The sequence below is a fragment of the Stenotrophomonas sp. YJH_SMC_16 genome (assembly GCF_059367875.1).
On the sequence record NZ_JCAFRH010000004.1, the window covers coordinates 414,292 to 437,533 of the forward strand.

General features: G+C 66.8%; 19 protein-coding genes. 9 read left to right on the top strand and 10 right to left on the bottom strand.

Annotated elements, in window-relative coordinates:
* Positions 1 to 85: 85 nt before the first annotated feature.
* The 6 genes from AC5P6E_RS11725 to AC5P6E_RS11750 all read left to right on the top strand — a co-directional run bounded on the left by AC5P6E_RS11725 (position 86) and on the right by AC5P6E_RS11750 (position 4,039).
* Positions 86 to 1,045, top strand: a complete 960-nt coding sequence (locus tag AC5P6E_RS11725) for a mitochondrial fission ELM1 family protein (protein WP_191863665.1) — start codon at positions 86 to 88, stop codon at positions 1,043 to 1,045.
* Between the two features lie 144 nt (positions 1,046 to 1,189).
* On the top strand, positions 1,190 to 1,432 hold the full coding sequence (locus AC5P6E_RS11730; protein WP_191863666.1) for a hypothetical protein: 243 nt from the start codon (positions 1,190 to 1,192) through the stop codon (positions 1,430 to 1,432).
* Between the two features lie 48 nt (positions 1,433 to 1,480).
* Positions 1,481 to 2,332: a DUF2145 domain-containing protein gene (locus tag AC5P6E_RS11735; RefSeq protein WP_495230979.1), complete on the top strand. Its 852-nt coding sequence runs from the start codon at positions 1,481 to 1,483 to the stop codon at positions 2,330 to 2,332.
* 19 nt (positions 2,333 to 2,351) lie between these two features.
* A complete protein-coding gene (locus tag AC5P6E_RS11740; protein WP_181390002.1) occupies positions 2,352 to 2,855 on the top strand; it encodes a hypothetical protein in 504 nt (167 codons plus the stop codon).
* A gap of 32 nt (positions 2,856 to 2,887) precedes the next feature.
* On the top strand, positions 2,888 to 3,403 hold the full coding sequence (locus tag AC5P6E_RS11745) for a hypothetical protein (RefSeq protein ID WP_313302706.1): 516 nt from the start codon (positions 2,888 to 2,890) through the stop codon (positions 3,401 to 3,403).
* Positions 3,404 to 3,478: 75 nt separating this feature from the next.
* The gene (locus AC5P6E_RS11750) at positions 3,479 to 4,039 is read left to right on the top strand and encodes a queuosine precursor transporter (RefSeq protein WP_010484198.1); all 561 of its coding nucleotides are present in this window, start codon (positions 3,479 to 3,481) and stop codon (positions 4,037 to 4,039) included.
* A 284-nt stretch (positions 4,040 to 4,323) separates the two neighbouring features.
* On the opposite strand, the gene glnE is transcribed toward AC5P6E_RS11750, so the two are convergent.
* Positions 4,324 to 7,119 carry a bifunctional [glutamate--ammonia ligase]-adenylyl-L-tyrosine phosphorylase/[glutamate--ammonia-ligase] adenylyltransferase gene (glnE, locus tag AC5P6E_RS11755; protein WP_495230980.1) on the bottom strand — a complete coding sequence of 932 codons (2,796 nt, stop codon included), beginning with the start codon at positions 7,117 to 7,119 and terminating at the stop codon, positions 4,324 to 4,326.
* Between the two features lie 364 nt (positions 7,120 to 7,483).
* Here glnE and scpC point away from each other — a divergent pair, with 364 nt between their 5' ends.
* Positions 7,484 to 8,998, top strand: coding sequence for a succinyl-CoA:acetate CoA-transferase ScpC (gene scpC, locus AC5P6E_RS11760; RefSeq protein WP_495230981.1), 1,515 nt, complete (start codon positions 7,484 to 7,486; stop codon positions 8,996 to 8,998).
* Between the two features lie 133 nt (positions 8,999 to 9,131).
* Here the strand turns inward: scpC and hglS are convergent, their stop codons facing one another.
* The 9 genes from hglS to AC5P6E_RS11805 all read right to left on the bottom strand — a co-directional run bounded on the left by hglS (position 9,132) and on the right by AC5P6E_RS11805 (position 20,386).
* Positions 9,132 to 10,493 carry a 2-oxoadipate dioxygenase/decarboxylase HglS gene (gene hglS / locus AC5P6E_RS11765; protein WP_111201280.1) on the bottom strand — a complete coding sequence of 454 codons (1,362 nt, stop codon included), beginning with the start codon at positions 10,491 to 10,493 and terminating at the stop codon, positions 9,132 to 9,134.
* Between the two features lie 165 nt (positions 10,494 to 10,658).
* Entirely contained in the window at positions 10,659 to 11,147 is a 489-nt protein-coding gene (locus tag AC5P6E_RS11770) for a hypothetical protein (RefSeq protein WP_049412260.1), read from the bottom strand.
* Positions 11,148 to 11,178: 31 nt separating this feature from the next.
* Positions 11,179 to 11,931 (bottom strand): HAD family hydrolase, encoded by a 753-nt coding sequence (locus AC5P6E_RS11775; protein ID WP_197602005.1) that lies wholly within the window; start codon positions 11,929 to 11,931, stop codon positions 11,179 to 11,181.
* Between the two features lie 95 nt (positions 11,932 to 12,026).
* On the bottom strand, positions 12,027 to 12,437 hold the full coding sequence (locus AC5P6E_RS11780; protein ID WP_004139214.1) for an EF-hand domain-containing protein: 411 nt from the start codon (positions 12,435 to 12,437) through the stop codon (positions 12,027 to 12,029).
* A 232-nt stretch (positions 12,438 to 12,669) separates the two neighbouring features.
* Complete coding sequence (locus tag AC5P6E_RS11785; protein ID WP_099560566.1) at positions 12,670 to 13,041, bottom strand: hypothetical protein; 372 nt, start codon at positions 13,039 to 13,041, stop codon at positions 12,670 to 12,672.
* Positions 13,042 to 13,561: 520 nt separating this feature from the next.
* Positions 13,562 to 14,275, bottom strand: a complete 714-nt coding sequence (locus AC5P6E_RS11790; RefSeq protein WP_329835758.1) for a M15 family metallopeptidase — start codon at positions 14,273 to 14,275, stop codon at positions 13,562 to 13,564.
* Entirely contained in the window at positions 14,208 to 15,761 is a 1,554-nt protein-coding gene (locus tag AC5P6E_RS11795; RefSeq protein ID WP_329835757.1) for a serine hydrolase domain-containing protein, read from the bottom strand. Before AC5P6E_RS11795 ends, AC5P6E_RS11790 begins: the two co-directional genes overlap by 68 nt.
* Positions 15,762 to 15,844: 83 nt before the next feature.
* On the bottom strand, positions 15,845 to 18,844 hold the full coding sequence (locus tag AC5P6E_RS11800; RefSeq protein ID WP_164194467.1) for a TonB-dependent receptor domain-containing protein: 3,000 nt from the start codon (positions 18,842 to 18,844) through the stop codon (positions 15,845 to 15,847).
* A 51-nt stretch (positions 18,845 to 18,895) separates the two neighbouring features.
* Positions 18,896 to 20,386, bottom strand: a complete 1,491-nt coding sequence (locus tag AC5P6E_RS11805; RefSeq protein WP_329835754.1) for a transglutaminase-like domain-containing protein — start codon at positions 20,384 to 20,386, stop codon at positions 18,896 to 18,898.
* 132 nt (positions 20,387 to 20,518) lie between these two features.
* Here AC5P6E_RS11805 and AC5P6E_RS11810 point away from each other — a divergent pair, with 132 nt between their 5' ends.
* Together AC5P6E_RS11810 and AC5P6E_RS11815 are read left to right on the top strand one after the other, a co-directional pair.
* On the top strand, positions 20,519 to 21,958 hold the full coding sequence (locus tag AC5P6E_RS11810) for an SH3 domain-containing protein (RefSeq protein WP_329835752.1): 1,440 nt from the start codon (positions 20,519 to 20,521) through the stop codon (positions 21,956 to 21,958).
* A complete protein-coding gene (locus AC5P6E_RS11815; RefSeq protein WP_012478950.1) occupies positions 21,955 to 23,049 on the top strand; it encodes a dipeptide epimerase in 1,095 nt (364 codons plus the stop codon). The genes AC5P6E_RS11810 and AC5P6E_RS11815 overlap by 4 nt, the downstream gene beginning before the upstream one ends.
* Positions 23,050 to 23,242 lie beyond the last annotated feature (193 nt).

A 23,242-nucleotide genomic window follows, 5' to 3' on the forward strand; every position in this document is an offset into this window, starting at 1 on the left:
GGCGGCGCGGGGCGAATCGACGAGCCGCAGTGTAGAGTGTCGCGACTGTTGCAACACCCAGCAGGGCTGAAACGAATTAATGCCAATGGTGAAACGATCGAGCGCGCCCTGGACGGTCACGGACGGCCGCGCAGGCAATGTCCGCCAGGCGGTTGCGCTGGCCTCGGCGCTGCGCCAGGGCACCCATCGGCCGCTGGTCCTGCAGCCCCGCGCGCCATGGCGCTGGCTGTCGCCGCGTCGCCTACCCGGCGATGTGAATGGCTACGGCGAGGCCTTCGCGACGCTGGCTGCCGATGCCCCGGCGCTGGCAATCGGTTGTGGCCGCCAGGCTGCGGGTGCCCTGCGCGTGCTGCGTGTCCGTGGCAGCCAGGTGGTGCAGATCCTCGACCCGCGCATCAACGCTCGCCATTGGGATGTGGTGGTGGTGCCCGAACACGACGCCCTGCGCGGCAGCAACGTGCTGACCCTGCTCGGCAGCCTCAACCCGGTGGACGATGACTGGCTGGCCTGGGGCCGCGCCGCGTTCGCCGGCTTCAGCACCCTGCCCGGCCCGCGCACCGCGCTGCTGGTGGGTGGACCGACGCCGCTGGCGCCGTGGGATGAAACGTCGATGGTCGGTGTGTTCCGCGCGCTGGCCGACCAGATCCACAGCGAGGGCGGCAGCCTGCTGGCCACCACCTCGCGACGCACGCCGCCCGCCTTGGCCGAGATCCTGCGCGCGACCTTCGCGGACCTGCCGCACGTGATCTGGGGCGACGGCGGCGACGGCACCAATCCCTATGGCGGCCTGCTCGGCTGGGCCAACCGCGTGGTGGTCTCGCCCGATTCGGTGAACCTGCTCTCTGAAGCCTGTGCCACGCGCATGCCGGTGATGGTGGCGCTGGCCGATACCGCGCAGGGCCGCCTGGCGCGCTTCCAGCAGCAGCTGCGCGAGCGCGGGCGGTTGCAGGCGCACTGGCTGGACTGGCAGTACGACCGCATCGAGCCACTGCGCGAGACCGCGCGGGTGGCGGCGGAAGTGAAGCAGCGCCTCGCGCTGGGGTAGTGCCGGCCGCTGGCCGGCAACGCTGTACGCATTGCCGAAGACCCGGCCATCGCCCGGCACGACCCGATTACGCAGCGATTTCTGAACATTTCGATCCGGCTGCACGGTTAGAGTCCAGCTTCCCCCATCACGCTGAACGTCTTCATGCGCACCCTGCTCCTGCTGCCGCTGGCCCTGCTCGCTGCCTGCTCCACCGCACCCACCGAACTGGACCCGATTTCCTACCAGTGCCAGCAGCAGCTGGACGCGTACCGCGAACAGCCGACCCTGCGCAATCCACGCGACGAGAACGGGCGTTATGAACCCCTGCCGCTACCGATCGCGCCGATCAGCGAGGCCTGCGACCGCGAGCTCAAGCGCAAGGGCGTGGACCGCCCGCTGCGCTGAGCGGCGTATGATCGGCGCGCGGGCCTGCCCGCCGTTGAAGGTATCGACATGGATCGTTTCTCCCGCCTGCCCCGCGCCGCCCTGCTGATCGCCAGCCTGCTGGCGACCGCGCCCGCATGGGCCAACAGCACCGAATGCCGCGAACGCTACCCCAGCGTCGCCTCACAGGCAGCGATGCTGGACGTGGCCTGGACTACCGCCGAGCGCCTGGATGCGCTGCCCGATGTGGACGTGGTGGTCGCCGCGCGCGGTGGCCAGGACCTGAGCCGATACGGCCTGCGACACAGCCACCTGGCCTTCCTGCTGCGCGAGGACGATGGCCGCTGGCGGGCGATGCACCTGCTCAACCGCTGCAAGACCGACAGCTCGCAGCTGTACCACGAAGGGCTGGGCAACTTCGTCGGCGAGAGCGGCGGCCATACCGACCTGCGCATCGGCGTGCCGGCGGCGCCGCTGCGTGCCGCGTTGAAGGCGATGCTGGTGTCGCCCTCGATCCAGCCCAAGGCGCTGCACGAAACCAGGTACAACGTGGTCGCCTACCCGTTCGCCACCGACTACCAGAACTCCAACCAGTGGGTGCTGGAAGTGCTGGCCGCAGCGATGGCGCAGACCGAAGGCGCGCCGGCCATCGTCAAGCGCGAACAGGCACAGCAGTGGCTGCGCCAGCAGAAGTACCAGCCCAGCGTGCTGCATATCGGCCTCGGCAAGCGCGTGGGTGCGCGCCTGTTCGTGGCCAATGCCACCACCACCGACCATCCCGCCGGCGAACGCATCTCCGGCAACTATTCGGTGGTGACGGTGGAATCGGTGTTCGATTTCCTGCACCAGCGCAGCCAGCTGAAGCAGGAACTGGTGATCCCCCATGTACCGGTGGCCGGTGCTGCCGCCGCCACGCCCTGAATCCAGCAAGGAGAACGACATGCGCACCCTGCCTGCCTTCCTGATGCCGATGCTGATCGTCGCGAGCCTGGCCTGGTCCACGGCCGCTCATGCAGAGCGCCGCATCGTGATCATCCATGACCCGGGTCCGCAGGGGCCGAGCCTGGAGATGTCCTCGCAGATGGTGACCTCGGCCCGTGCGGCGGCGGCGAAGGAAGCCCAGGATGCCGCCGATGCTGGCCAGCCGCTGGCGCGCCCGCAGCAGATCAAGCTGCCGCAGATGCAGGTGAGCGCCATCGCCACCACCGTCGACGGCCGCCGCGAAGTGCTGCTGCGTGATGCCAACGACCCGCAGAACACCGCGTCGATGCAGTACCCGCGCGGCATCGGCGATCCGGCCGTGCAGTTCACCGTGGGCCAGACCGTGAACTTCGAGCCCACTGGCAACGACCAGGGCTGGCAGCTGAAGGACAACCAGGGCCGCCCGCTGGAATACCTGCCCGAGGCCACCGGCCCGCGCGACATCTTCGATACCCGGCGCTGAGCCGCCGTCCCCACCCTGACCAGGAGGTCTCCATGTTCCGTTGCCTGCGCGTTCCTGCTTCCGCCCTGCTGCTCTCCGCACTGCTGGTGCCCAACGTCCATGCTGGCGCCGCGCCGCAGTTGAACAGCGGCCAGACCAGCGTGCTGGTCACGTCGCTGATCGTGCTGTCGATTCCGTTGGCCACGTCGATGGGATTGGCCGAACTGTCCAAGGCCCCGTTCAAGGCCAGCGAGCGCAACGGCAAGGTCGCCGCACGCACACCGGCGGTTCCGCTACCGCCGATGGAGGTGAAGCAGGTCGCCACCACGCCAGCCGGTGATCGCCAGGTGCACCTGCAGGTACCTGGCAAGGCCGACCAGACCGCAACGCTGCAATGGCCGGCGGCTGCAGGCGATGACCCGGTCGCCGGCTTCGTGGTTGGCCAGCAGGTGCGCTTCGACCCGACCGACGCCGGTGCCGGCTGGACCGTGAAGAGCGCGCAGGGCCAGGCGCTGGCCTATGTGCCAACCGCCTACGCCGCTGGCGATGTGATGAGCGAAGCGCTGTAAAGCTGAACGATCGGTTTTGGCTTTGCCGCGGGCCGGGCGGATAATGGGCGATCCCCTTTGTCCTCCCGGCTCGCCATGTCCGTGCGTCCTGCCCCTGTGTTTGCCCCGCTGACCCCGCGCGCCCTGGTGCTGGCGGTGCTGGCGATGGGCGCAGTGGTGCTGCTGTCCAATGTACTGGTGCAGTACCCGATCAATGACTGGCTGACCTGGGGTGCCTTCAGTTATCCGGTGGCGTTTCTGGTCAGCAACCTGATCAACCGCCGTTTCGGCCCGGGCCCCGCCCGCCGCGTGGCGTGGATCGGTTTCGCGGTGGCGGTGCTGTTGTCGATCTGGGTGGCCACGCCGCGCATCGCCATTGCCTCGTGCTCGGCGTTCATCGTGGCGCAGCTGCTGGACATCACCGTGTTCGACCGCCTGCGTCGTGGCAGCTGGTGGCGTGCGCCGATGGTGGCCACCACCTGCAGCGCGACGGTGGATACCACCATTTTCTGGTCGATCGCGTTTGCCGGTTCCGCCCTGCCGTGGGTGAGCTGGGCGGCGGGCGACCTGGCGGTGAAGCTGGCGATCGGCGTCTGCCTGCTGGCGCCGTTCCGCGCGCTGTTGTGGAAGATGGCGCCGCTGCGCGCCACCAGCTGAACGCACATGCTCTGGTAGGTACCGACCGTTGGTCGGCACGCTCCATCAGAGTTCATCACCGCTGACAGATTGTGCCGACCAACGGTCGGCACCTACCAACTGCAGGCCAACGGCCAGATCATCGGTCCGGCAGGTCATCGCCGAGCCATTGATCCGGTGGGTGCCGACCGTTGGTCGGCACGCTCCATCAGAATTCATCGCTGCTGACAGATTGTGCCGACCAACGGTCGGCACCTACCAACAGCGGGTCATCGCAGGGCCATTGCTCTGGCGGATGCAACCATTCAGGCGAACGGCAACGCTGCAGCTCTGCACGCCGCCGTAATCGCCGCACACGCCTCTTCAATCGCGGGCGTGGTCGGTGCCAGTCGCGGACGTCGATCCAGCGTGCAGACCAGGCCCACCTCCAGCAACGTGGCATGCGCTCCATGCAGCGCTTGTGCGGTGTCTTCCGGCAGGAAACCGGCAACCGCCAACGCATCGATCAACGACGGCGTATCGCGTGGTTGCAGCAGCGCCGCATGCTGCGCACTGCGCGCCAGCACGCCGGTCTGCAGCAGGAACTCCAGGTCCACCACACCACCCGCGCCCTGCTTCAGGTCCAACCGCGCGGCATCGCTACGGTCCAGTTCGGTGCGCATGCGGCCACGCATCTTCAACACATCGGCATACAGCGTGGCCGGATCGCGTTCGCGGCCCAGCGTCTGCGCACGCACCTGTTCGAAGTCGGCCAGCAGGCTGGCATCGCCGGCCACACCACGCGCGCGCACCAGGGCCTGGTGTTCCCAGGTCCATGCGCGTTCGCGCTGGTACTCGGTGTAACTGGCCAGCGAAGACACCAGCGAACCCTTGCCGCCATCCGGGCGCAGGCGCACGTCGATGTCGTACAGGCGGCCCGCAGCAGTGACCGCACCGAGCAGCGCCATCACCTTCTGCGCCAGGCGCGCATACCAGCGCCCCGGCTCCAGCGGACGCGCGCCGTCGCTGGCGTCCACGCCGGCCGGATTGTCGTGCAGGAACACCAGGTCCAGATCGGAGCCGAAGCCCAGTTCCAGGCCACCCAGGCTGCCGTAGCCGATGATCGCGAAGCGGCCACCGGGAATCTCACCGTGTGCGGCGCGCATGTCCGCCTCGGCCATTGCCAGCACGGTGACCACCACCGCCTGCGCCAGTTCGGCCAGTTGCCGGGTGCTGTCCACCGCGCCCTGGCGGCCGTCCAGCGTGGCCATCGCCATGCGGAAGCTCAGCGCCAACCGCGTCTCGTTGAGCCAGCGCAGTGCGGATTCGGGATCCTCCACCGCCAGCACCTGCTGGCACTCGGCCAGCATCCCGGCGGCATCGGGCATCGGTCCGGACACGCGTACGTCCAGCAGTTCATCCAGCAGCAGCGGATACGCGGCCAGGCGCTCGGCCAGCAGTGCGCTGCGCGCCAGCACATCGACCAGCCGCGCCAGCGCACTCGGTTGTTCGTCCAGCAGCGCGAGATAGCTGGTCCGGCGCAGCACCGCCTGCAGCAGGCCAAGCACGCGCTTGAGCGCGGCATCCGGCTGCGGCGAACGCGTGGCGGCATGCAACAACGCGGGCAGCACACGGTCCAGTCGCGCACGTGCGGCATCAGACAACGACTTCACGCCAGTGCCCTGGGCGAAATCACGCAGCGACTGGTCGGCGCCGTTGGCGTCAAGGAAACCGGCTTCGGCCAGCAGCGGTGCATTGCTGCCTTCGGGCAGGCTGCGCCAATAGTTGGCCAGTGCATCGGGCGCGGCCTGGCCCTTGCGCGGTGCCAGCAACGCGGCGAATTCAGTACTGACGCGCTGCTGCTGTTCGGCCAACGCCGCGCGCAGCACGTCCCAGTCCAGGTAGCCGAGGCCGACGGCAATGCGCTCGCGGTCCAGCGCATCGCTGGGCAGCACATGCGTCTGCGCATCACGCAGCATCTGCAGGCGGTTTTCCAGGCGGCGCAGGAACAGGTAGGCCTCGCGCAGCGCACTCCCATCTTCGGGGGCGATCTGTCCGGCGGCGACCAGCGCGTCCAGCGCCACCAGCAGGCGGCGCTCGCGCAGTGCCGGCTCACGGCCACCCCGGATCAGCTGCAGCGCCTGGCACAGGAACTCGATTTCGCGGATGCCACCGGCGCCGCGCTTGATGTCTTCGTGCAGCTCGCGGCGCGCGACTTCGGCGGTGATGGCCGCCTTCATCTCGCGCAGGCCATCGAGCGCGGTGAAATCCAGGTAGCGGCGGTACACGAACGGGCGCAGGGTCTGCAGCCACGCTTCACCAGCCTCGATATCACCGGCCACCGCGCGCGCCTTCAGCCATGCGTAGCGTTCCCAGTCGCGGCCCTCGCGCTGGAAATACTGGTCCATCGCCGCGAACGACAGCGCCACGCGGCCGGCGCTGCCGAACGGGCGCAGGCGCAGGTCGACGCGGTGGCTGAAGCCATCGACCGTGGTTTCGTCCAGCAGCTTGGCCAGGCGCTGGCCGAGGCGGGCGAAATACTCTTCGGCGGCCAGCGCGCGCGGGCCATCGGATTCGCCGCCGTGCGGGTAGGCGTAGACCAGGTCCACATCGGAACTGAAGTTCAGCTCGCCGCCGCCCAGCTTGCCGAGGCCAAACACCACCAGCTGCTGCGGAGCGCCTTCGCCATCGCGAACCACGCCGTGGCGCTGGGCGAACTCCTGCTGCAGGGCATCCAGCGCCAGCCGCAGGCAGTCTTCGGCCAAAGCGGTGGCGCCGGCGAGGGTCTGCGGCACGTCGTCGAGGCCGGCCAGGTCGCGCCAGATCAGCCGCGTGGACATGGCGGTGCGCCAGCGCCGTATCTGCGCCGGCCAGTCGCTGGGCTGTAGCGGATCGAGCACCGGCGCCGGGATCGGCGGGCAACCGGGCGCGGCCAGCTGCGCCAGCAGCGCCGGTTGCCGCACCAGGGTGTCCAGGGCGAAGTCGCTGGTGACCGCCAACCGGGTCAGCAACGGCAGCAGGTCGGCCGGGACGGGCTCGGGCAGGACCTGGGCCAGGCGCGCCAGGGCGCGGTCGACAAGAGGCTGCAGGGAGGCGGGCAGGTCAGCGGGGGCGAGAGTCATGAGCGGATTGTATCGACCCCGTAGAGCCGACCGCTGGCCGGTAGATCCGATGATCCTGCCGAAGGTTGCTCAGGTTGCCGGCCAGCGGCCGGCACTACCAATAATGGGAACCGCGTATTCATACTGGGCAACAGGCAATAAAAAAGCCCGCTTGCAGCGAACTGCCAGCGGGCTCTGCTCCCTCCCCCACGTCGGGATGCAGGGCCATCGTGCGGGCTGCGAAAGCACTTTGCACGCTGCACTGCAAAACAAAACCGGTGGGTTTGGGTGAGCCCCCGGGGAAAAGCCATTCCACGAAGGTAGAACCCCCCGTACGGATGAGGATGGCCGATAATCGGAATTCCCCCCAGCAACACGTGTCGTCATGTCTGTTGATCGCATCGCCAACGCGCGTCTCCGTGACCGCGTGGTCTCCGCAGAGGCCGCAGCCGCGCTGATCCAGCCCGGTGAAACCGTGGCCATGAGCGGCTTTACCGGCTCCGGGTATCCCAAGGCCGTTCCCGTCGAACTGGCCCGCCGCATCGAAGCGGTGCATGCCCAGGGCAATCCCTTCCAGATCAAGCTGATGACCGGCGCCTCCACCGCGCCGGAACTCGATGGCGCGCTGGCCAAGGCCGATGGCATCGCCATGCGCATGCCCTTCCAGAGCGACCCGGATGCACGCAACCGCATCAACGAGGGCAAGCTGGATTACATCGACATCCACCTCAGCCACGTGGCCCAGCACGTGTGGTTCGGTTTCTACGGCGAGATCGATACCGCCGTGATCGAAGTCTCGGCCATCCGTGAAGACGGTTCGCTGGTGCCCTCCACCTCGGTCGGCAACAACAAGACCTGGCTGGACCTGGCCAAGAAAGTGATCGTCGAGGTCAACGAGTGGCAGCCGGCCGGCGTCGACGGCATGCATGACATCTACTACGGCACTGCGCTGCCGCCGCACCGCAAGCCGATTCCGCTGGTGAACGCCAACGACCGCATCGGCGATACCGCGCTGCGCTGCGACCCGGACAAGATCGTGGCCGTGGTGCGTACCAACGGCCCGGACCGCAACAGCCCGTTCAGCCCGATCGATGCGACCAGCGAGCAGATCGCCTCGCACCTGATCGAGTTCCTCCAGCACGAAGTGAAGCGCGGCCGCCTGCCGGCCAACCTGCTGCCGCTGCAGTCGGGCGTGGGCAACATCCCCAACGCGGTGCTGGCCGGCCTGGCCAAGAGCGGTTTCCGCGACCTGGCTGCGTTCACCGAGGTGATCCAGGACGGCATGCTCGACCTGCTGCGCGACGGCGTGCTGAGCTATGCCTCGTGCACGGGTTTTGCGCTGAGCCCGCAGGCCAACGAGACGTTCAAGGAAAACATCGATTTCTACCGCGAGCGCATCATCATGCGCACGCAGGAAATCTCCAACCACCCGGAACTGGTGCGTCGCCTCGGCTGCATCGGCATGAACGGCATGATCGAGGTGGACATCTACGGCAACGTCAATTCGACGCACGTGATGGGCACGCGGATCATGAATGGCATTGGTGGTTCCGGCGACTTTGCCCGCAACGGTTTCCTGTCGGCGTTCCTGAGCCCGTCCACCGCCAAGAACGGCACCATCTCGGCGATCGTGCCGATGGCCAGCCATGTCGACCACACCGAGCACGATGTGTCGGTGATCGTGACCGAACAGGGCCTGGCCGATCTGCGCGGGCTGACCCCGCGCAAGCGCGCGCAGGTGCTGATCGACAACTGCGCGCATCCGGATTTCCGCCCGCAGCTGCAGGATTACTTCGACCGTGCCAGCCGCGAGAGCTACGGCAAGCACACCCCGCACCTGCTGCCGGAAGCGCTGTCGTGGCACCAGCGTTGGCTGGATACCGGCACGATGAAGGGCTGACGCCTGCGTCTGTAGAGTCGAGCCATGCTCGACTCCCCATCCCTGTGCAGCCGAGCATGGCTCGGCTCTACAAGGGCCCGCTCCACAGAATCCCTGTAGAGCCGAGCCCACGCTCGGCTCCACGGCAAGCCGTTTACCCGCGCAGCGCCGCCAGCGACTCGGCCTGCAGCCGCTCGTAGATCTCGAACTCGTCATTCACCGCCACGCCCAGCGCCTGCTCGAAGGCCTCGCGATTGGCGTGTGCGGCATAGGCGCGCTGCTCTTCACCGCCCAGGTTCGACTGGAAGATGCCCGCGGCGCTGACCGGCAGGAAATCCTCGTAGACGATCGGGTCGGCTGTCGCCAGGCCCGCGGCCACCAGCACTTCGGCCGGCAGATCCGCCACGCGCTCGGGCGCGGCACGGCCGGCGTCGGTCAGCTGGTAGCGGTAATAGCCCAGTCCTTCCTGGCGCAGCGTGTCATGGTCATCCGGGAAGCTGGCGAACACCGCCTGCAGGCGCTGGCCGTAGTCGCCGCCGGTGCTGCCTTCGCCACCGGCATCGCGTGCCTGCGACAACAGCTGGTCGTACAGCGCGCGGCCCTTCGGAGTCAGCGCAAGGCCGCGCTGTTCGATCTCGCCGAAGCGCGCGGTATGGGTGCCGGCATCGCCACCTTCCGCGTCCGGGAAATGCACTGCCTCTTCCAGCGCCTTGAAGCTGGTCTGGCGCAGCAGGATCGGGCAGGCGCGGCGCGGCGGGCCTTCGATCACCGCCTTGGCCGCCATGCCGTGTTCGATCATCGCCGCCTGCGCAGCGTCGATGTCCAGCGTGCGCGGGGTCAGGTGATTGATGTGCGGGCCGCGGAAACTGACCACGTCGGCCACCAGCCGATGCGCGTTGTGCAGCGCGTGGTAGGTCGGCAGGTCAACGGTGGCATCACCATGCCAGCGGAAGGTTTCCAGTGCCTCGTCGACAAAGCGCTCGGCATCGGCCTGCGACAGGCCACCGTCACGCTCGGCCTGGTCGATCAGGGCCAGCGCGCCGTCGGTGAAGATGCGGCGGCGCGCAAGGATCTTCGCCGATTCGGCACGCAGCGCTTCGTCTTCAATCAGCTCCAGGCGCAGCAGCGAGGTGAACACGCGGAACGGGTTCTGCGCCAGCGCGGCGCCAGTGAGCGGGCGGAACGCGGTGGAATGCACCGGCACGCCGGCCACCGACAAATCGTAGTAGCCGACCGGATACATGCCCATCACCGCGAACAGGCGGCGCAGCGTGGCCAGTTCCTGCACGGTGCCCACCCGGATCGCGCCATGACGCTCTTCGTCCAGGCGCGCACGCTCGTCGTTGCGCTGCAGCTGCGCAGCCAGCGCCGGGTCCTGGGCAAGCACCTGCGCGTTGATCCGCTCCACCAGTTCCACCAGCGTGCCGTACAACGGCACTTCGGTGCGGTACATGCGGGACATGGCCTGTGCGAACAGGCGGCGGATCACATCAGGCGAAACGAAAGAGGCGCTCATCAGTCACTCGATTACGGGAACGGGGAACAGCTCGAACCCGTATTGTCGCCGGAGCGCGCGGCGGCGGCGATATGCAGAGCAACATGAAAGAAATCGGTAGTGCCGGCCGCTGGCCGGCAACCTCCGGATGCCTGGAAGGGTGCAGTTGCCGGCCAGCGGCCGGCACTACCGCTTGAGCTGGCGCTTCAGGGTGGCATCCAGGGTGATCGGCCGGTCCCAGTGCTGGTAGCTGGCCACGATGGCATGGCGCACGGCGCGGTAATGCAGGTTGTCCGGCGTGGTGGGCATGCGCTTCACCACCGCCTCCCAGCCGCCCTCCGGGTCCTGGCTGAAGGCGCGCACGCTGTCGCGGCAGGTCTGGCCACTGGCCTTGGCCCAGAAACAGGCGAAGTAGATGTCCCCGGCCTGCCAGCCATGGGTGGTGAACAGCGCGCTGATATAGCCGCGCGGCACGCCGGCATAGCGCGAGACCTCATCGAGAAAGGCATCCGGGTAGCGTTCGGCGTAATGGTTGATGTCCTGCAGCTGGGCATCGACCCAGCTGTCACCGGTCTCCACCTCGTAGGCTGCCGAACGCTCGGCGGTCTGCTGGGCCAGCACGGTGGCCGGCACCAGCAGCAGGGACAACAGCAACACGCGCAGTCGGTAATTCATGCCCCGATTCTGCCGCAGCCGCCGGGCCCTGTCAGGCGGCCGCAGCGGCCTTGGCTTCGATCGCCGCCAGTGCGGCCGGCCAGTCGTGGGCGGTATCGGCGGTGACCATGCGCGGTTCATCGTCGGCCACGCCGTGCTGGGTCTCGTGTGCCCAGGTCACTGCATACGGGGTATGCACGCCCCAGCCACCGAGGGTGACCACCGGCTCGATGTCCGAACGCAGCGAGTTGCCGACCATTACGAAGCGCTGCATCGGCAGATCGAATTCGGCCAGCACGCGGGCGTAGGTTTCCGGGTCCTTCTCCGAGACGATCTCGATGCGCGGGAACAGCTCGCCCAGGTTGGCGACCTTGATCTTGGCTTCCTGGTGGAACAGGTCGCCCTTGGTGATCAGCACCACCGGGTAGTGCTCGGCGATGGCCGCCACGGCTTCGCGCACACCGTCGATCAGCTCGACCGGATGGCGCAGGGTGTCGTGACCGATGTCCAGAATGCGCTGGATGTCCTTGGCCCCGATACGCTGACCGGTGATGTCGATGGCCGCTTCGATCATCGACAGGGTCATGCTCTTCACGCCGTAGCCGAAGGTGCCCAGGTGGCGCTGCTGCACTTCCAGCAGGTGGCGCGCGGTCTGGGTGTCATGCACGTCGACGTAGCGCGACAGCAGGTCAAGGTAATCCTGCTCGGCCTTGCGGTAGTAGTCCTCGCTCTTCCACAGCGTATCGTCACCGTCAAAACCGACCAGGCCGATGGCGCGCGACGGCGCAGGCGTGGAGGTGTTCATCGGCCAAGGATACAGGGGTGGCGATGACGAGAAAAACCCGGGCGGCCGCAGCCGCCCGGGTCCCCATGCACCGGTCTTCCCGAATCAGGTGTGGATCAGCGGCCCTGGGCCGCGCCGGCACCCGCACCGGCCTGCTGCGCGGCCACGTAGGCCTTGTACTCATCGGCGCTCAGTTCACCGTCCTTGTTGGTATCGGCCTGGTCGAACACCTGGGCCAGGCCGGCGTTCACCTGTGCCTCGGTCTTGCTGATGGTGCCGTTGCCATCGGTATCGATGCTGGCCCAGGTCTGGCCACCGCCATTGGCCTGCGCCGATGCCGCGGCGGCCGCATTGGTCGCCTGGTCAGCCGCCTGCCCTGCCTGTGCCGCCGACTGCTGCGCCTGCGCGGCTTCGTTCTGTGCCTGCGCGGCCTGCTGCTTGGCCGACTGGGCCATCGCCGGAATGGCCAGCACGCTGCCGGCGGCGACGATCAGGGCGATCAGGGGCTTGCGGTTGCGAATAGTCATCAGGGGTGTCTCCTACCGATTGGGTGGTGTTGCGCGGCGTGTTGTCTCCGCACGGCACCTACCCTGCCACCGCGTTTCTGAATCGATTTTGCCCCGCGACCGGCGTCAACACGCACGATTAACCACTCGCCTCCACGCATGCTTTAGCGCGGTGGTTAGCAGCAAGTGAGCAGCTCATAAGATGCGCATTCAGCGCTGCCGGATTTAACCGGCAACCAACGAAAAACCTGCGTCAGTCGACGTTCTGTGCCAATGACCGCGAACTGAACAACACCCAGCCGAGGGCAACACCGGCGAGCGCGCCGGCGATTTCCAGCACCACGCGGCTGCCGAGTTCGTTCGGATCATGGATGGTGGCGAGGAACAGGCGCGCGTACAGTGGGGATTCCAGCCGCACGATGCCCATGTAGAACAGCTTCCATGCATCGATGCCGGCGGAGATGATCACGGCGATGACGCAGGACCAGCCGATCGCGTGGCCGACTGTCCAGTGCAGGAGCCGGCACAGCTGCGACCACAGGAAGTACACCAGCAGCCCGACCAGCAGGGCGATGGCGCCCGCTTCCAGGGTACCGAGCAGGCCGAAGTGCAGGGGAAGGTTCATCGGGTGGGCAGGGATGAAGAGGCGGCCAGTGTAAGGGATCTGCCCCGGACCCAATCCGGCAGCCACGGTAGATCCACGCCATGCGTGGATGAATCTCTCGAAATCGAATATCTCGACGATTGAACAAAGAACAGCCGAGCATGGGCTCGGCTCTACAACGGACCGCGCGGGGAATTGTCGAAGGCTGGGTGGGTCCGGTTGCGGGGGCGTGAGCCGCATGGGCCGGAGGCATGCCTCGGGCGGGTTGGGCAGGACGCCCAACCCTGGCCTTGCCGTGCGTGCAGGACTGCGCGCACGAGCAAGCGGCGACCGAGCTTACATGGGTGAGGGCGCTTTGCTTGCGAAGCACTGCTTCGCAAGCGCCCGAACGCACAGCCGCCGGCGGCTGGGCCGGACCCCGGAGGGGGACTTGCAGCGTCCCACGCAACCGGACCCACCCAGCCATCCCACGGAATGCCAGCTGTTGCTTCGGCCGTTGCAGTTGCCTCTGCAGGTGCAGGGCGCAGCCCTGCCGATACCCCTACCGCACTGGGACGTCGTACGCGGTGCCGGGATCCGGTTCGGGCTGGAACGTGTAGTGCCACCACTCCTGCGGATAGTTCACGAAACCACGCCGTGCCATTGCCTGCACCAGTTGCCGCCGGTTCGCCTGCTGCGTCTCACTCAGCCCGCTCGTCTGCGTATGCGCGCGTGGCCCGAAGAAATCGAAGTCGGTGCCCATGTCCAGCGGCGTACATGCTCTGCTGCGGCAATCCAGCAGGCCCAGATCCACCGTGGCACCGCGGCTGTGGCCGGAGCGTTCGGCGATGTAGCCGTCGGCCAGCAGGCGCGGCTTGTCCAGGTCCGGATACTGCTGTGCCTTGCGCGAGAGCTCGCGCGGATCGTTCACCCAGGCCATGAAGGCCTGCACCGAACGCACCGGCCGATAGCAATCGTAGAGCCGCAGGCCGAAACCCTGAGCGCGCAGATCCTGTTCCACCTGCGCCAGCGCTTTCGCCACCGGCGCCAGCAGGTAGCAGGACGACGCCTCGTAGCCGGGCACGCGCGCGCCGGTGAAGTTGTTAGCGCCGGCGTAGCGGATGTCCATGTCGATGCCTGACGACAACGTGCGGATCTCCACCAAACCAGCGCTGGCCGCGTCGGTGGCCGGTGAAACACGCGGTGGCTCAGCGGCGCTGGTGGTCGCCGCCAGTGCAGTCGCCAGTACGAGTGAAATGCAGGTCCTGGAAGTCATAGCTGAAGTCGATGTCCGGATCGATGGCGCGCAGGTCCAGCGTCGGTACCGGGCCCTCGCCTGGCTGCAACCACGCCTGCGCTTCGTCGCCAAGCGTATCCCAGCGCAGCAGCCAGCGCCCCTGCAACTTCAGCACGGCCGCCTGCAGCTCTGGCGACTTGTCGACGCTGAAGCGCAGGCCGTCCTTGCCCGGGCACAGCGAGGCCGGGCCCAGCCAGGGATCGGCGTAGCGGCCCTGCCAGCGCTGCAGATCGGTGACGGCGGCCGGTTGTGCGCCCCTGGTGGAGGGCACAGGACTCCCCGTGGCGGCGCGCACGGCCCGATCAGCCGCCAGTTCCGCTAGGTAGTACCCCACATGCTGCGCGTCTTCCGGCGCGGTGAACTGTTTCAGCGTCGACTGCATCAGCGCGGTACGCGCGTCTTCGGCCTCGCCGTTGATCAGTATCACCACACCGACCTTGCGGTCCGGCAGCAGCGCCAGCGAGGAATACATGCCTGTCAGGGTACCGGTATGGGCGACTTTCCAGTGCCCGTCCATGTCCGACACCCGCCAGCCCAACCCATAGCCGTAGAAACGGGTGTTGTCCCAGTCGCGTTGGCGCTCGCCCAGCGGCATTGGCATGTGCAGCGTCCACAGCATGCGGCGCTGCTCGGCGCCCAACCACGCCGGTACCAGCGCCGGGTCCAGCAGCACCTGCATCCAGCGGGTCATGTCGCGCAGCGAACAGCGGATGCCACCGGCCGCCATCGACGTCAGATCGGGGCTGAGCGCTCCATCACCAGCGACCACCACGTTGCGGCCATCGCGCCGCACATGCGGTTGGGCGACATTGCCGATCTGCTTCACCGACCATGCGCCCACCTGGCAGCGGGTCATCCCCAGCGGCTCAAACACCCGCTCGCGCATCAGCTGGTCATAGGGCTTGCCACCGGCGGCCGCAGCCACCTCACCGGCAACGACGTACATCAGGTTGTCGTAGGCATAGCCGCTGCGGAAACTGGTGACCGGTTTCAGGTGTGCCAGCCCGGCGATGACGTCGCTGCGGGTGAAGGCATTGGGCTCAGGCCACAGCATCAGGTCGCCGGCACCCAGGCCGAGGCCGCTGTTGTGGATCAGCAGATCGCGTACCTGCAGATGCTCGCCCACCCACGGGTCATGCATGCGGAACGCTGGCAGGTGGCGCTGCACCGGGTCAGCCCAACCCAGCTTGCCCTGCTGCACCAGCGTGGCCAGCAGCGCGGCGGTCATCGCCTTGCTGTTGGAGGCGATCTTGAACAGCGTGTCCTCGTCGATGCGGCCACCGTCACCACGCGCGCCTTCAGTGTGGCGATAGACCACCTGGCCATCCTCGACCACCGCCATCGCCAGCCCCGGCAGGTGCTCGTGCTGGTCCACAAAGGCGATGGCGGCATCCAGTCGTGCGCCATCCACTGCTTGGGCAGCGGGGCTCGCCAGTACAGCGACCAGTAGCAACAGACGATGCAAGGCAGTCTCCGTCAGGCGGTGCCGGATCATATCCGGCGATCACAGACCCGCGCCGCCCGGCAAGGCGGCGCATGGATGCGTCCTCAATAGCTCCAGGTCACCGTCAGCTGTGCGTAGCGCGGTGACTGGAATCCAGTGCCATAACCATACATCGGGTTCGGCGTTCCGATGCTGTCCTGCGGCTCGTAATCCTGGTCCACGGTCACCACGCGCTGCTGGTTAAGAACGTTGTACACCGCCAACTTCAGGCGCAGGTCGGTGGGGATCGGCACTTTGTACGAAACACTCACGTCCAGGTCGTAGGTCCACGGCGTGCGCCCATCGCCACCGCGCGGGGAATGCACGAACACACGTTCGGACGGTACGGTCGCCTGGCAGTTGGACACGCACACGTAGTAGCTGTGGAAGTCGGTGTCGTCGAAAGGATTGCCGGCACCGAAGCGCGTGATCGGGCTGCCCGACTGTACGCCCAGGGTGGCGGCCACGCTCAGGTTCTCGGTCAACGCGTAGCTGCCGCGGAACTTGAACTGGTGGCGGCGATCGTTGGCCAGGTAGCCGTAGCCGCGATAGTTGACCCACGGGTTGTCGAAGTTCTCGGTGCGGCCGGCATCGGCGAAGTCGGTATCGGAGTTGACCGGGCCTTCGGCGTTGCCGCGCCCATAGGCCAGGGTATAGGACGCGTTGAAGCCCCACTTGCCATCCCACGCACGGTCGACCTGCAGTTCCAGCGCCTTGTAGTCGCGCTTGGGCTTTACCCAGCCGCGCTGGCCCACGTAGTTGCCATCATCGTCGTACAGCGCCCAGCCTTCCCTGGATGTGTCGATGTTGATCCAGCCATCATTGGTGCCATCACAGTTGGTGTCGCCCCAGACAGTGTTGGTGCGTCCCGGGTTGCCCATGATCCACACCCCGTCGATGGCACCGCATTGGCCGGTGGCGGTGATGTTCATGTCATCGATGGCGTTGTGCAGGCGGCGGTAAGTCACGCTGGCGCCAACCGACCAAGCCTCGTTGATCATCTGCTGGAAGCCCAGGATCGCTTCATCCTGGTAGACCGGATCCATGTCCCGGTTCACTTCAGCGCGCAGGTCCGGCACGCTGCCATCGCCCTGCGAATTGTCCACCGGTCCGATCTGCGCGCCCAGCACCGGCACATTGTTGGCCGCGCCGCTGTAGCCCAGGAACTCATACCAGGTGCGTTCGTCGAGGAAGCCACCGGCCTGCTTGATGTTGATGACGTTGGCCACCGGCAGGAAGTAGCGCCCCAGGTTGCCAAACACCTTGGTGGTGCCATCGCCACGCACGTCCCACGAGAAGCCGAGACGTGGCGCCACCATGTCATCGATCTTGATGTAGCTGCTGCCATCGCCGCCCTTGTTGTCGAAGGCTTCCAGGCGCACGCCCATGTTCAGCAGCAGGTTCGGCGTCACCTGCCAGTTGTCTTCCAGGTACCAGGCCGAGTTGATGGTCTCAAACGCACCCTCCACCTCATAGCGGCGCGTACGCGCCACCAGGCCACTGGCCGGCACCACGCCGCCGTTGAGTGAACTTCCCGGAGTACGCGCATAGATGTCGTAGCGCAGGCCGCCCGGACCGGGGTAGGCACGGCTGTAGTCGGAGGTATTTTCCTCGCGGTCCATGCCGAAGCGCAGCAGGTGATTGCCCAGTGTCCATTCGAAATCGGCGCGGGCGGCCTTGCGGGTATCCAATGCTGATTCCAGCTGCGAGCTGCTGGTGCAGCTGCGGTCACCCTGCAGCGAGGGTGGCACGCCCTGGCTGGCCGTTCGGTTGTCGAACACACGGTTGCAGTTCTCGTCCATCAACGAGCTCTGCATGCGGTTGCGCTTGTTCTCGCCATACATCAGCTTCATGGTCAGGTCGCTGTTGACCTGCCAGCTATAGGTGCCGGACCAGTTCTTGCCGCCCACCGTGTTGTAGATCTGGTTGCTGCGCTCACCCACAGTCTGTCCCGTGGCGTAGTCGTAATCGTAGACATCGGTGAGCGTCTTGCTCTTGTCCGAGAATCCGAACAGCGACAGCATCTGGTTGTCGGTGATCTGCCAGTCGATCTTGCCGCCCCAGAACGGATCATCGGCCTTGCCCTGGCTCAGGCGGGTGCCAGCGTCGTTGGTCGATGTCGGGCGGTAGTCGCGAGCTTCATACATGCCGAAGAAGAACAAGCGGTCCTTCACCAGCGCACCGGACGCGAATACGTTCAGCGCACTGCGACTGTAGTCATCGCGGCTCGCTGTGATGTAGCGGCTGCCGCTGCCGTCGTAGCGGTCGCGCGCCTGCGACTGCCAGGCACGCGGTTCGAACACCAGTTCGGCACCGGCCTTGAAGTCGTTGCTGCCCGACCGGGTGACTGCGTTGATGACACCGCCGGTACTGCGCCCGAACTCTACCGAATAGCCGCCAGTCTTGACCTGGAATTCCTGGTAGAACGAGAACGGCACCGACGAGAAGCCGACCCGGTTGTAGAAGTCGGTAACGTTCAGGCCGTTGATGTAGACGGTGTTCTCGGCCACCGACGAACCTCCGAAGGAAATGCCCTGGCCGCCCAACGAGCCCTTGCCCTTCACCGCGCCGGGCGCGAGCAGTGCCACGGCGGTGATGTCACGGTCCACCGGCAGGCGCGAAAGCTCTTCGCGGGTGATGTTCGTGGCCGATTCGGTGGACTTGACATCCACCATCGACACCACCTGCGGTGCACGTACCTCGACCGTACCCAGCGTGCTGACCGCACCCAGCGGCACGTTCACCGTCGTCGCACTGCCAAGGCTGACGGTGACCTGGCCAACACGGCTGGCCGCTCCACCCGGCAGGCTCACGTCCATCTCGTAGGTGCCGACCGGCAGCAACGGGATGCGGTAGCTGCCATTGGCGTCGGCCTGCACCGATCGGACAAAGCCCGTGGCGGGGTTGCGTACGGTAACCGTGGCACCGGCCGGCACCTGGCCGGCATCGCTGACCAACCGGCCGACCACCGAACCATCCTGTGCGAATGCGCTGGGCGCGATCACGCCCAGACACGCCCCGAGGGCGACGCACAACGCCGCCCGCTTGATGCTGTAAGCCTTCATCCCCTGCTCTCTCCTGCAAGAATTGAATGGTGTGAGTTGCGATGTGTCGCGCTAGCGTTGCCCGGCTGGCAGTACCCGCCACTGGAAGTCGTAGCTCCATTGGTCGAAGTACAGGTTGCCGCCTGCCCACTCGGCCTCGCCGCGCTGCGAGTCGACCGTTTCCGAGCGGAAGTGCTGCTTGGCCGGCACAAAGGGCTGGCCGAAATCGTCGTTGAAGGCGATGCGGTAGCCGTCGAGGCCACCCAGATAGAAATTGCGCAGTGCAGGCACATCGCTGGCCAGCGCGCCGGTGGTCACGTCCATCGGCAGCCAGCCGTACGGCGCCAGGTAGACCTGCCCCCAATCATGCAGGTTGTTGTAGCCGCTGCCATCGTCGGAGAACACCATCCCCGACTGCCAGCGCGCGGGAATGCCGTTCATGCGTAGCAATGCGATCAGCAGCAGGGTCTGCTGGCCGCAGTCGGCATGGCCAGCGCGCAGGGCGTAATCGCTGATGTTGCTGAGCGTGGAGTATTCGCGCGCGCCCGCCCATGGAATGCGATCGACCGCCGCGAACAGCTTGCGCACCACTTCATACGGTCGCGTCTCACCCTGCAGCACCTGGTCGGAGAACAGCTTCAGCGAGGGGGTGAAGCGCACATGCGGCAGCTGTTCGGCCAGGTAGGGCTTCAATGCGGGATCGTTCGGTGTGGCCTGCACCTTGGCGGGATCGATCGCGGTATGCCGCGCGAAGATCGTCACCGCATAGCGGATCTCGAAGCGGGTCGGCTGCCCGGCCACGGCCTTGGCTTCCAGGTAGGCCGTGCGCTGCAGGGTGCTGGCTGGCGCCACCCGCGCCTTGCCCGGGGTGCTGCCCAGCCACTGCACCTGCTCCTGCTGGCCCGGAATCTCGCGCGGGTACGGAATCCAGGCGCGCACGGTTTCGCCGGCCGGTACGGCGTCGGCCTTCACCGTGAGCGACTGGGTGAATTCAATGCGCTGCGGCAGTACCGACGCCTGGCCACTCTGTTCGGCCGCGGCAAGCACGCGCGCGTGGTGTGCATTGAGCACCTCGTTCGGGCCCGGCGCCGGCATCGGTGCATCCGCGCGGCGGCGTGCGCGTGCCTCATCGCTGAGCAGGAACAGGTTCGACGGTGCGCGCTTGAAGTACCAGCGCGCGCCATCGATATCGAGGTGTTCAATCAGGCCGAGCTGGTCCCAGCGCGCGAATTCCTCGTCGGTGAGGTCGGGAATCCAGCGGCGCACGGCGGACTTGGCGGCGGTTTCGTCGAGGGAAAAATCCAGGCGGATGCGGCGCATGCGTTCTTCCTGGAACGCGATGTCGTCGAAACTGACGCCAGGCTCCGCCGCGTCGGCAGCCGACCAGGTGTTCAGTTCGCTGTGAGCTTCAAAGAACCGTCCCGCGTCGATCATCTGCACGACGCGCGCAAACTGGATGGCTGAGGGCGGCGGCTCCGCTCCCGCCGACCACGCCCACAGCAGCAGCGCGGCACAGAGACCGGCGGCGGCAGGCAGACACGGTTTGCGAACGGCAGACTCCACAGCGACACTTCCCCAGCGCGGGTGGTAACGGCTGTGTAACACGGGCCGGGATGCCGGTCAATAATTTATTCTTGATTTCGAAGCCAAAAGGAATAAATATTCCAACAGGCATTCGAGGAGGGTGTGCACCGCATGAGCCTGGCTTCCCGCGAACCGCGCCGGCGTTGGCCGCGCCGGTTGACCCTGGCCCTGTGCCTGCTGGCCGCCCCGGCCTTTGCACAGCCTGCCGTGGCACCCGATCCCGGCGCACCGCTGCCCTATGTGATCGGCCTGCACGAGGCCTACCTGACCCCGCAGTACTGGGCCGCGCGCCTGGGCAACGCCGATGCGCCGATTCTGGACCGCGCGCAGATCGAGGCACAGAACGCGCGGATGCGGGCACAGGACAGCCACATCCAGGACATCGCCGCACTGCCCGCCCAGCTTGATGCAGCGACGGTGCGTGCCAGCATCACCGCGCTGTCGAGTTGGCCCACCCGCGCCCTCTACAACGACAAGGGCCAGGCGATCGCGACCGCACTGCGCAGCGCGATCGAAGCCAACCTCGGCCTCGATGCGATTCCTGCCCAGGTGGCACCGGCCTACGGGCTGGTGGTGAAGCGCGCGGCACTGCGTACCTTCCCCACCCGCGAGCGGGTCTTCAGCACTGCCGGTGACACCGACATCGACCGCTTCCAGGAATCGGCACTGTTCCCCGGCGACAAGGTCGCGGTGGTCCATCGCAGTACCGATGGCCGTTGGCTGTTCGTGCACTGCGAGCGCTACAGCGCATGGATCGAGGCCGATGCCATCGCCAGCGGCGACAAGGCCACGGTGCTCGGCTATGGCACGAAGGGCCCGTACCGCATCGTCACCGGCGCCACCGCGCAGACCGCCTACACCCCGGAGGAACCGCGCGTCTCGCGCCTGCAGCTGGACATGGGCGTGCGCCTGCCGGTGCTGGCCGACTGGCCCGCTTCAGAACCCGTGAACGGCCAGCAGGCGCACGCGTCGTGGGTGGTGCAGCTGCCGGTGCGCGAGGCCAACGGGCGCCTGAAGCTGGTGCCGGCGCTGCTGCCGCGCTCGCAGGACACCGCCGCCGACTACCTGCCGCTGACCCCGCGCCTGCTGCTGCAGCAGGCTTTCAAGTTCCTGGGCGAACGCTACGGATGGGGCCACGACTACGACACCCGCGACTGCAGCGGGTTCGTTTCCGAGATCTACCGCAGCTTCGGCGTGCTGCTGCCGCGCAATACCAGTGCACAGGCGGTCAGCCCCGCGCTGGATCGCCTGCCCTTCACCGGCAAGGACGGCAAAGCGGTACGCGACCGCGCCGTCACCGACCTGCAGGTGGGCGACCTCGTCTACATTCCCGGGCACGTGATGATGGCCATCGGCCATGTCGACGGCCGCACCTGGGTGATCCACGATACGGCGGGCGGCAGCTGGTTCGGTACCGACGGCACGCGCGTGCAGGCCCACCTCAATGGTGTTTCGGTCACGCCGCTGGAGCCGATGATGGCCAGCGATACCGTCCGCTACATCGACCGCATCACCAACATCCAGCGCCTGCGGGCCAAGACTCCTGAATGAAGATCACTGCCATCGAACTGGGCATGCTGCGCGTGCCGCTGAAGACGCCGTTCAAGACTGCCCTGCGCACGGTGGAAACCGTGGAAGACGTGGTGGTGCTGATCCGCACCGACACCGGCCACACCGGCTACGGCGAAGCCCCCGCCACCGCAGTGATCACCGGTGACACGCACGGCTCGATCATCGAAGCGATCCGCCACTTCATCGCCCCGCGTCTGATCGGCCAGGACGTGGTCAACCTCAACCATCTGTGCACGCTGGTGCAGACCGCGATGGAGCGCAACACCAGCGCCAAGGCCGCGGTGGAAATCGCGCTGTACGACCTGTGGGCGCAGCTGCACGGTGCGCCGCTATATCAGATGCTCGGTGGCGGCGACCCGGTGATTACCACCGACATCACCATCAGCGTGGACTACATCGACAAGATGGTGGCCGATTCGCTGTCGGCGATCGAGCGCGGCTTCGAGTCGCTGAAAATCAAAGTCGGCAAGGACATCGGCCTGGACATCGAACGGGTCAAGGCGATCCATGCGGCGGTGGAAGGCCGCGCCCTGCTGCGCCTGGACGCCAACCAGGGCTGGACCGCCAAGCAGGCGGTGCATGCGATGCGCACGCTGGAAGAAGCCGGCGTGGTGCTGGAGCTGCTGGAGCAACCGGTCAAGGCCGCCGACATCAGCGGCCTGAAGTACGTCACCGACCGGGTCAACACCCCGGTGATGGCCGACGAAAGCGTGTTCAGCCCCAGCCAGGTGATGGATCTGATCCAGCAGCGCGCCGCCGACATCATCAACATCAAGCTGATGAAGACCGGCGGCCTGTCCAACGCGATCCGCATTGCCGACATCGCCGGCATCTACGGCGTGCCGTGCATGATCGGCTGCATGATTGAATCCAGCATCAGCGTCGCCGCCGCCGTGCACCTGGCGGTGGCCAAGAGCGATGTGATCACCAAGGTCGACCTCGACGGCCCCTCGCTGGGCCAGTTCGACCCGGTCAGCGGCGGCGTGCATTTCAACGAATCGGAGATCAGCATCAGCGACGTGCCGGGGTTGGGCATCACCGAAGTGCGTGGGCTGGAGATGCTGGGGTGACTTCTGCCTTGCGGCTGGCCTGGCGTGCCACTGACGTTGGGTCGGGCGTTACTTTTCTTTTCGCGAAAAGAAAAGCAACCAGAAGACACGCTCCGCCGGCTGCGAGCCGGTGCTATGCACCGGTTCCCTGCGCTCCTCGGCCCGTCGAGGGACGGCGCGGGAACTCGCTACGCTCAGACACCCGCGCCTCTTC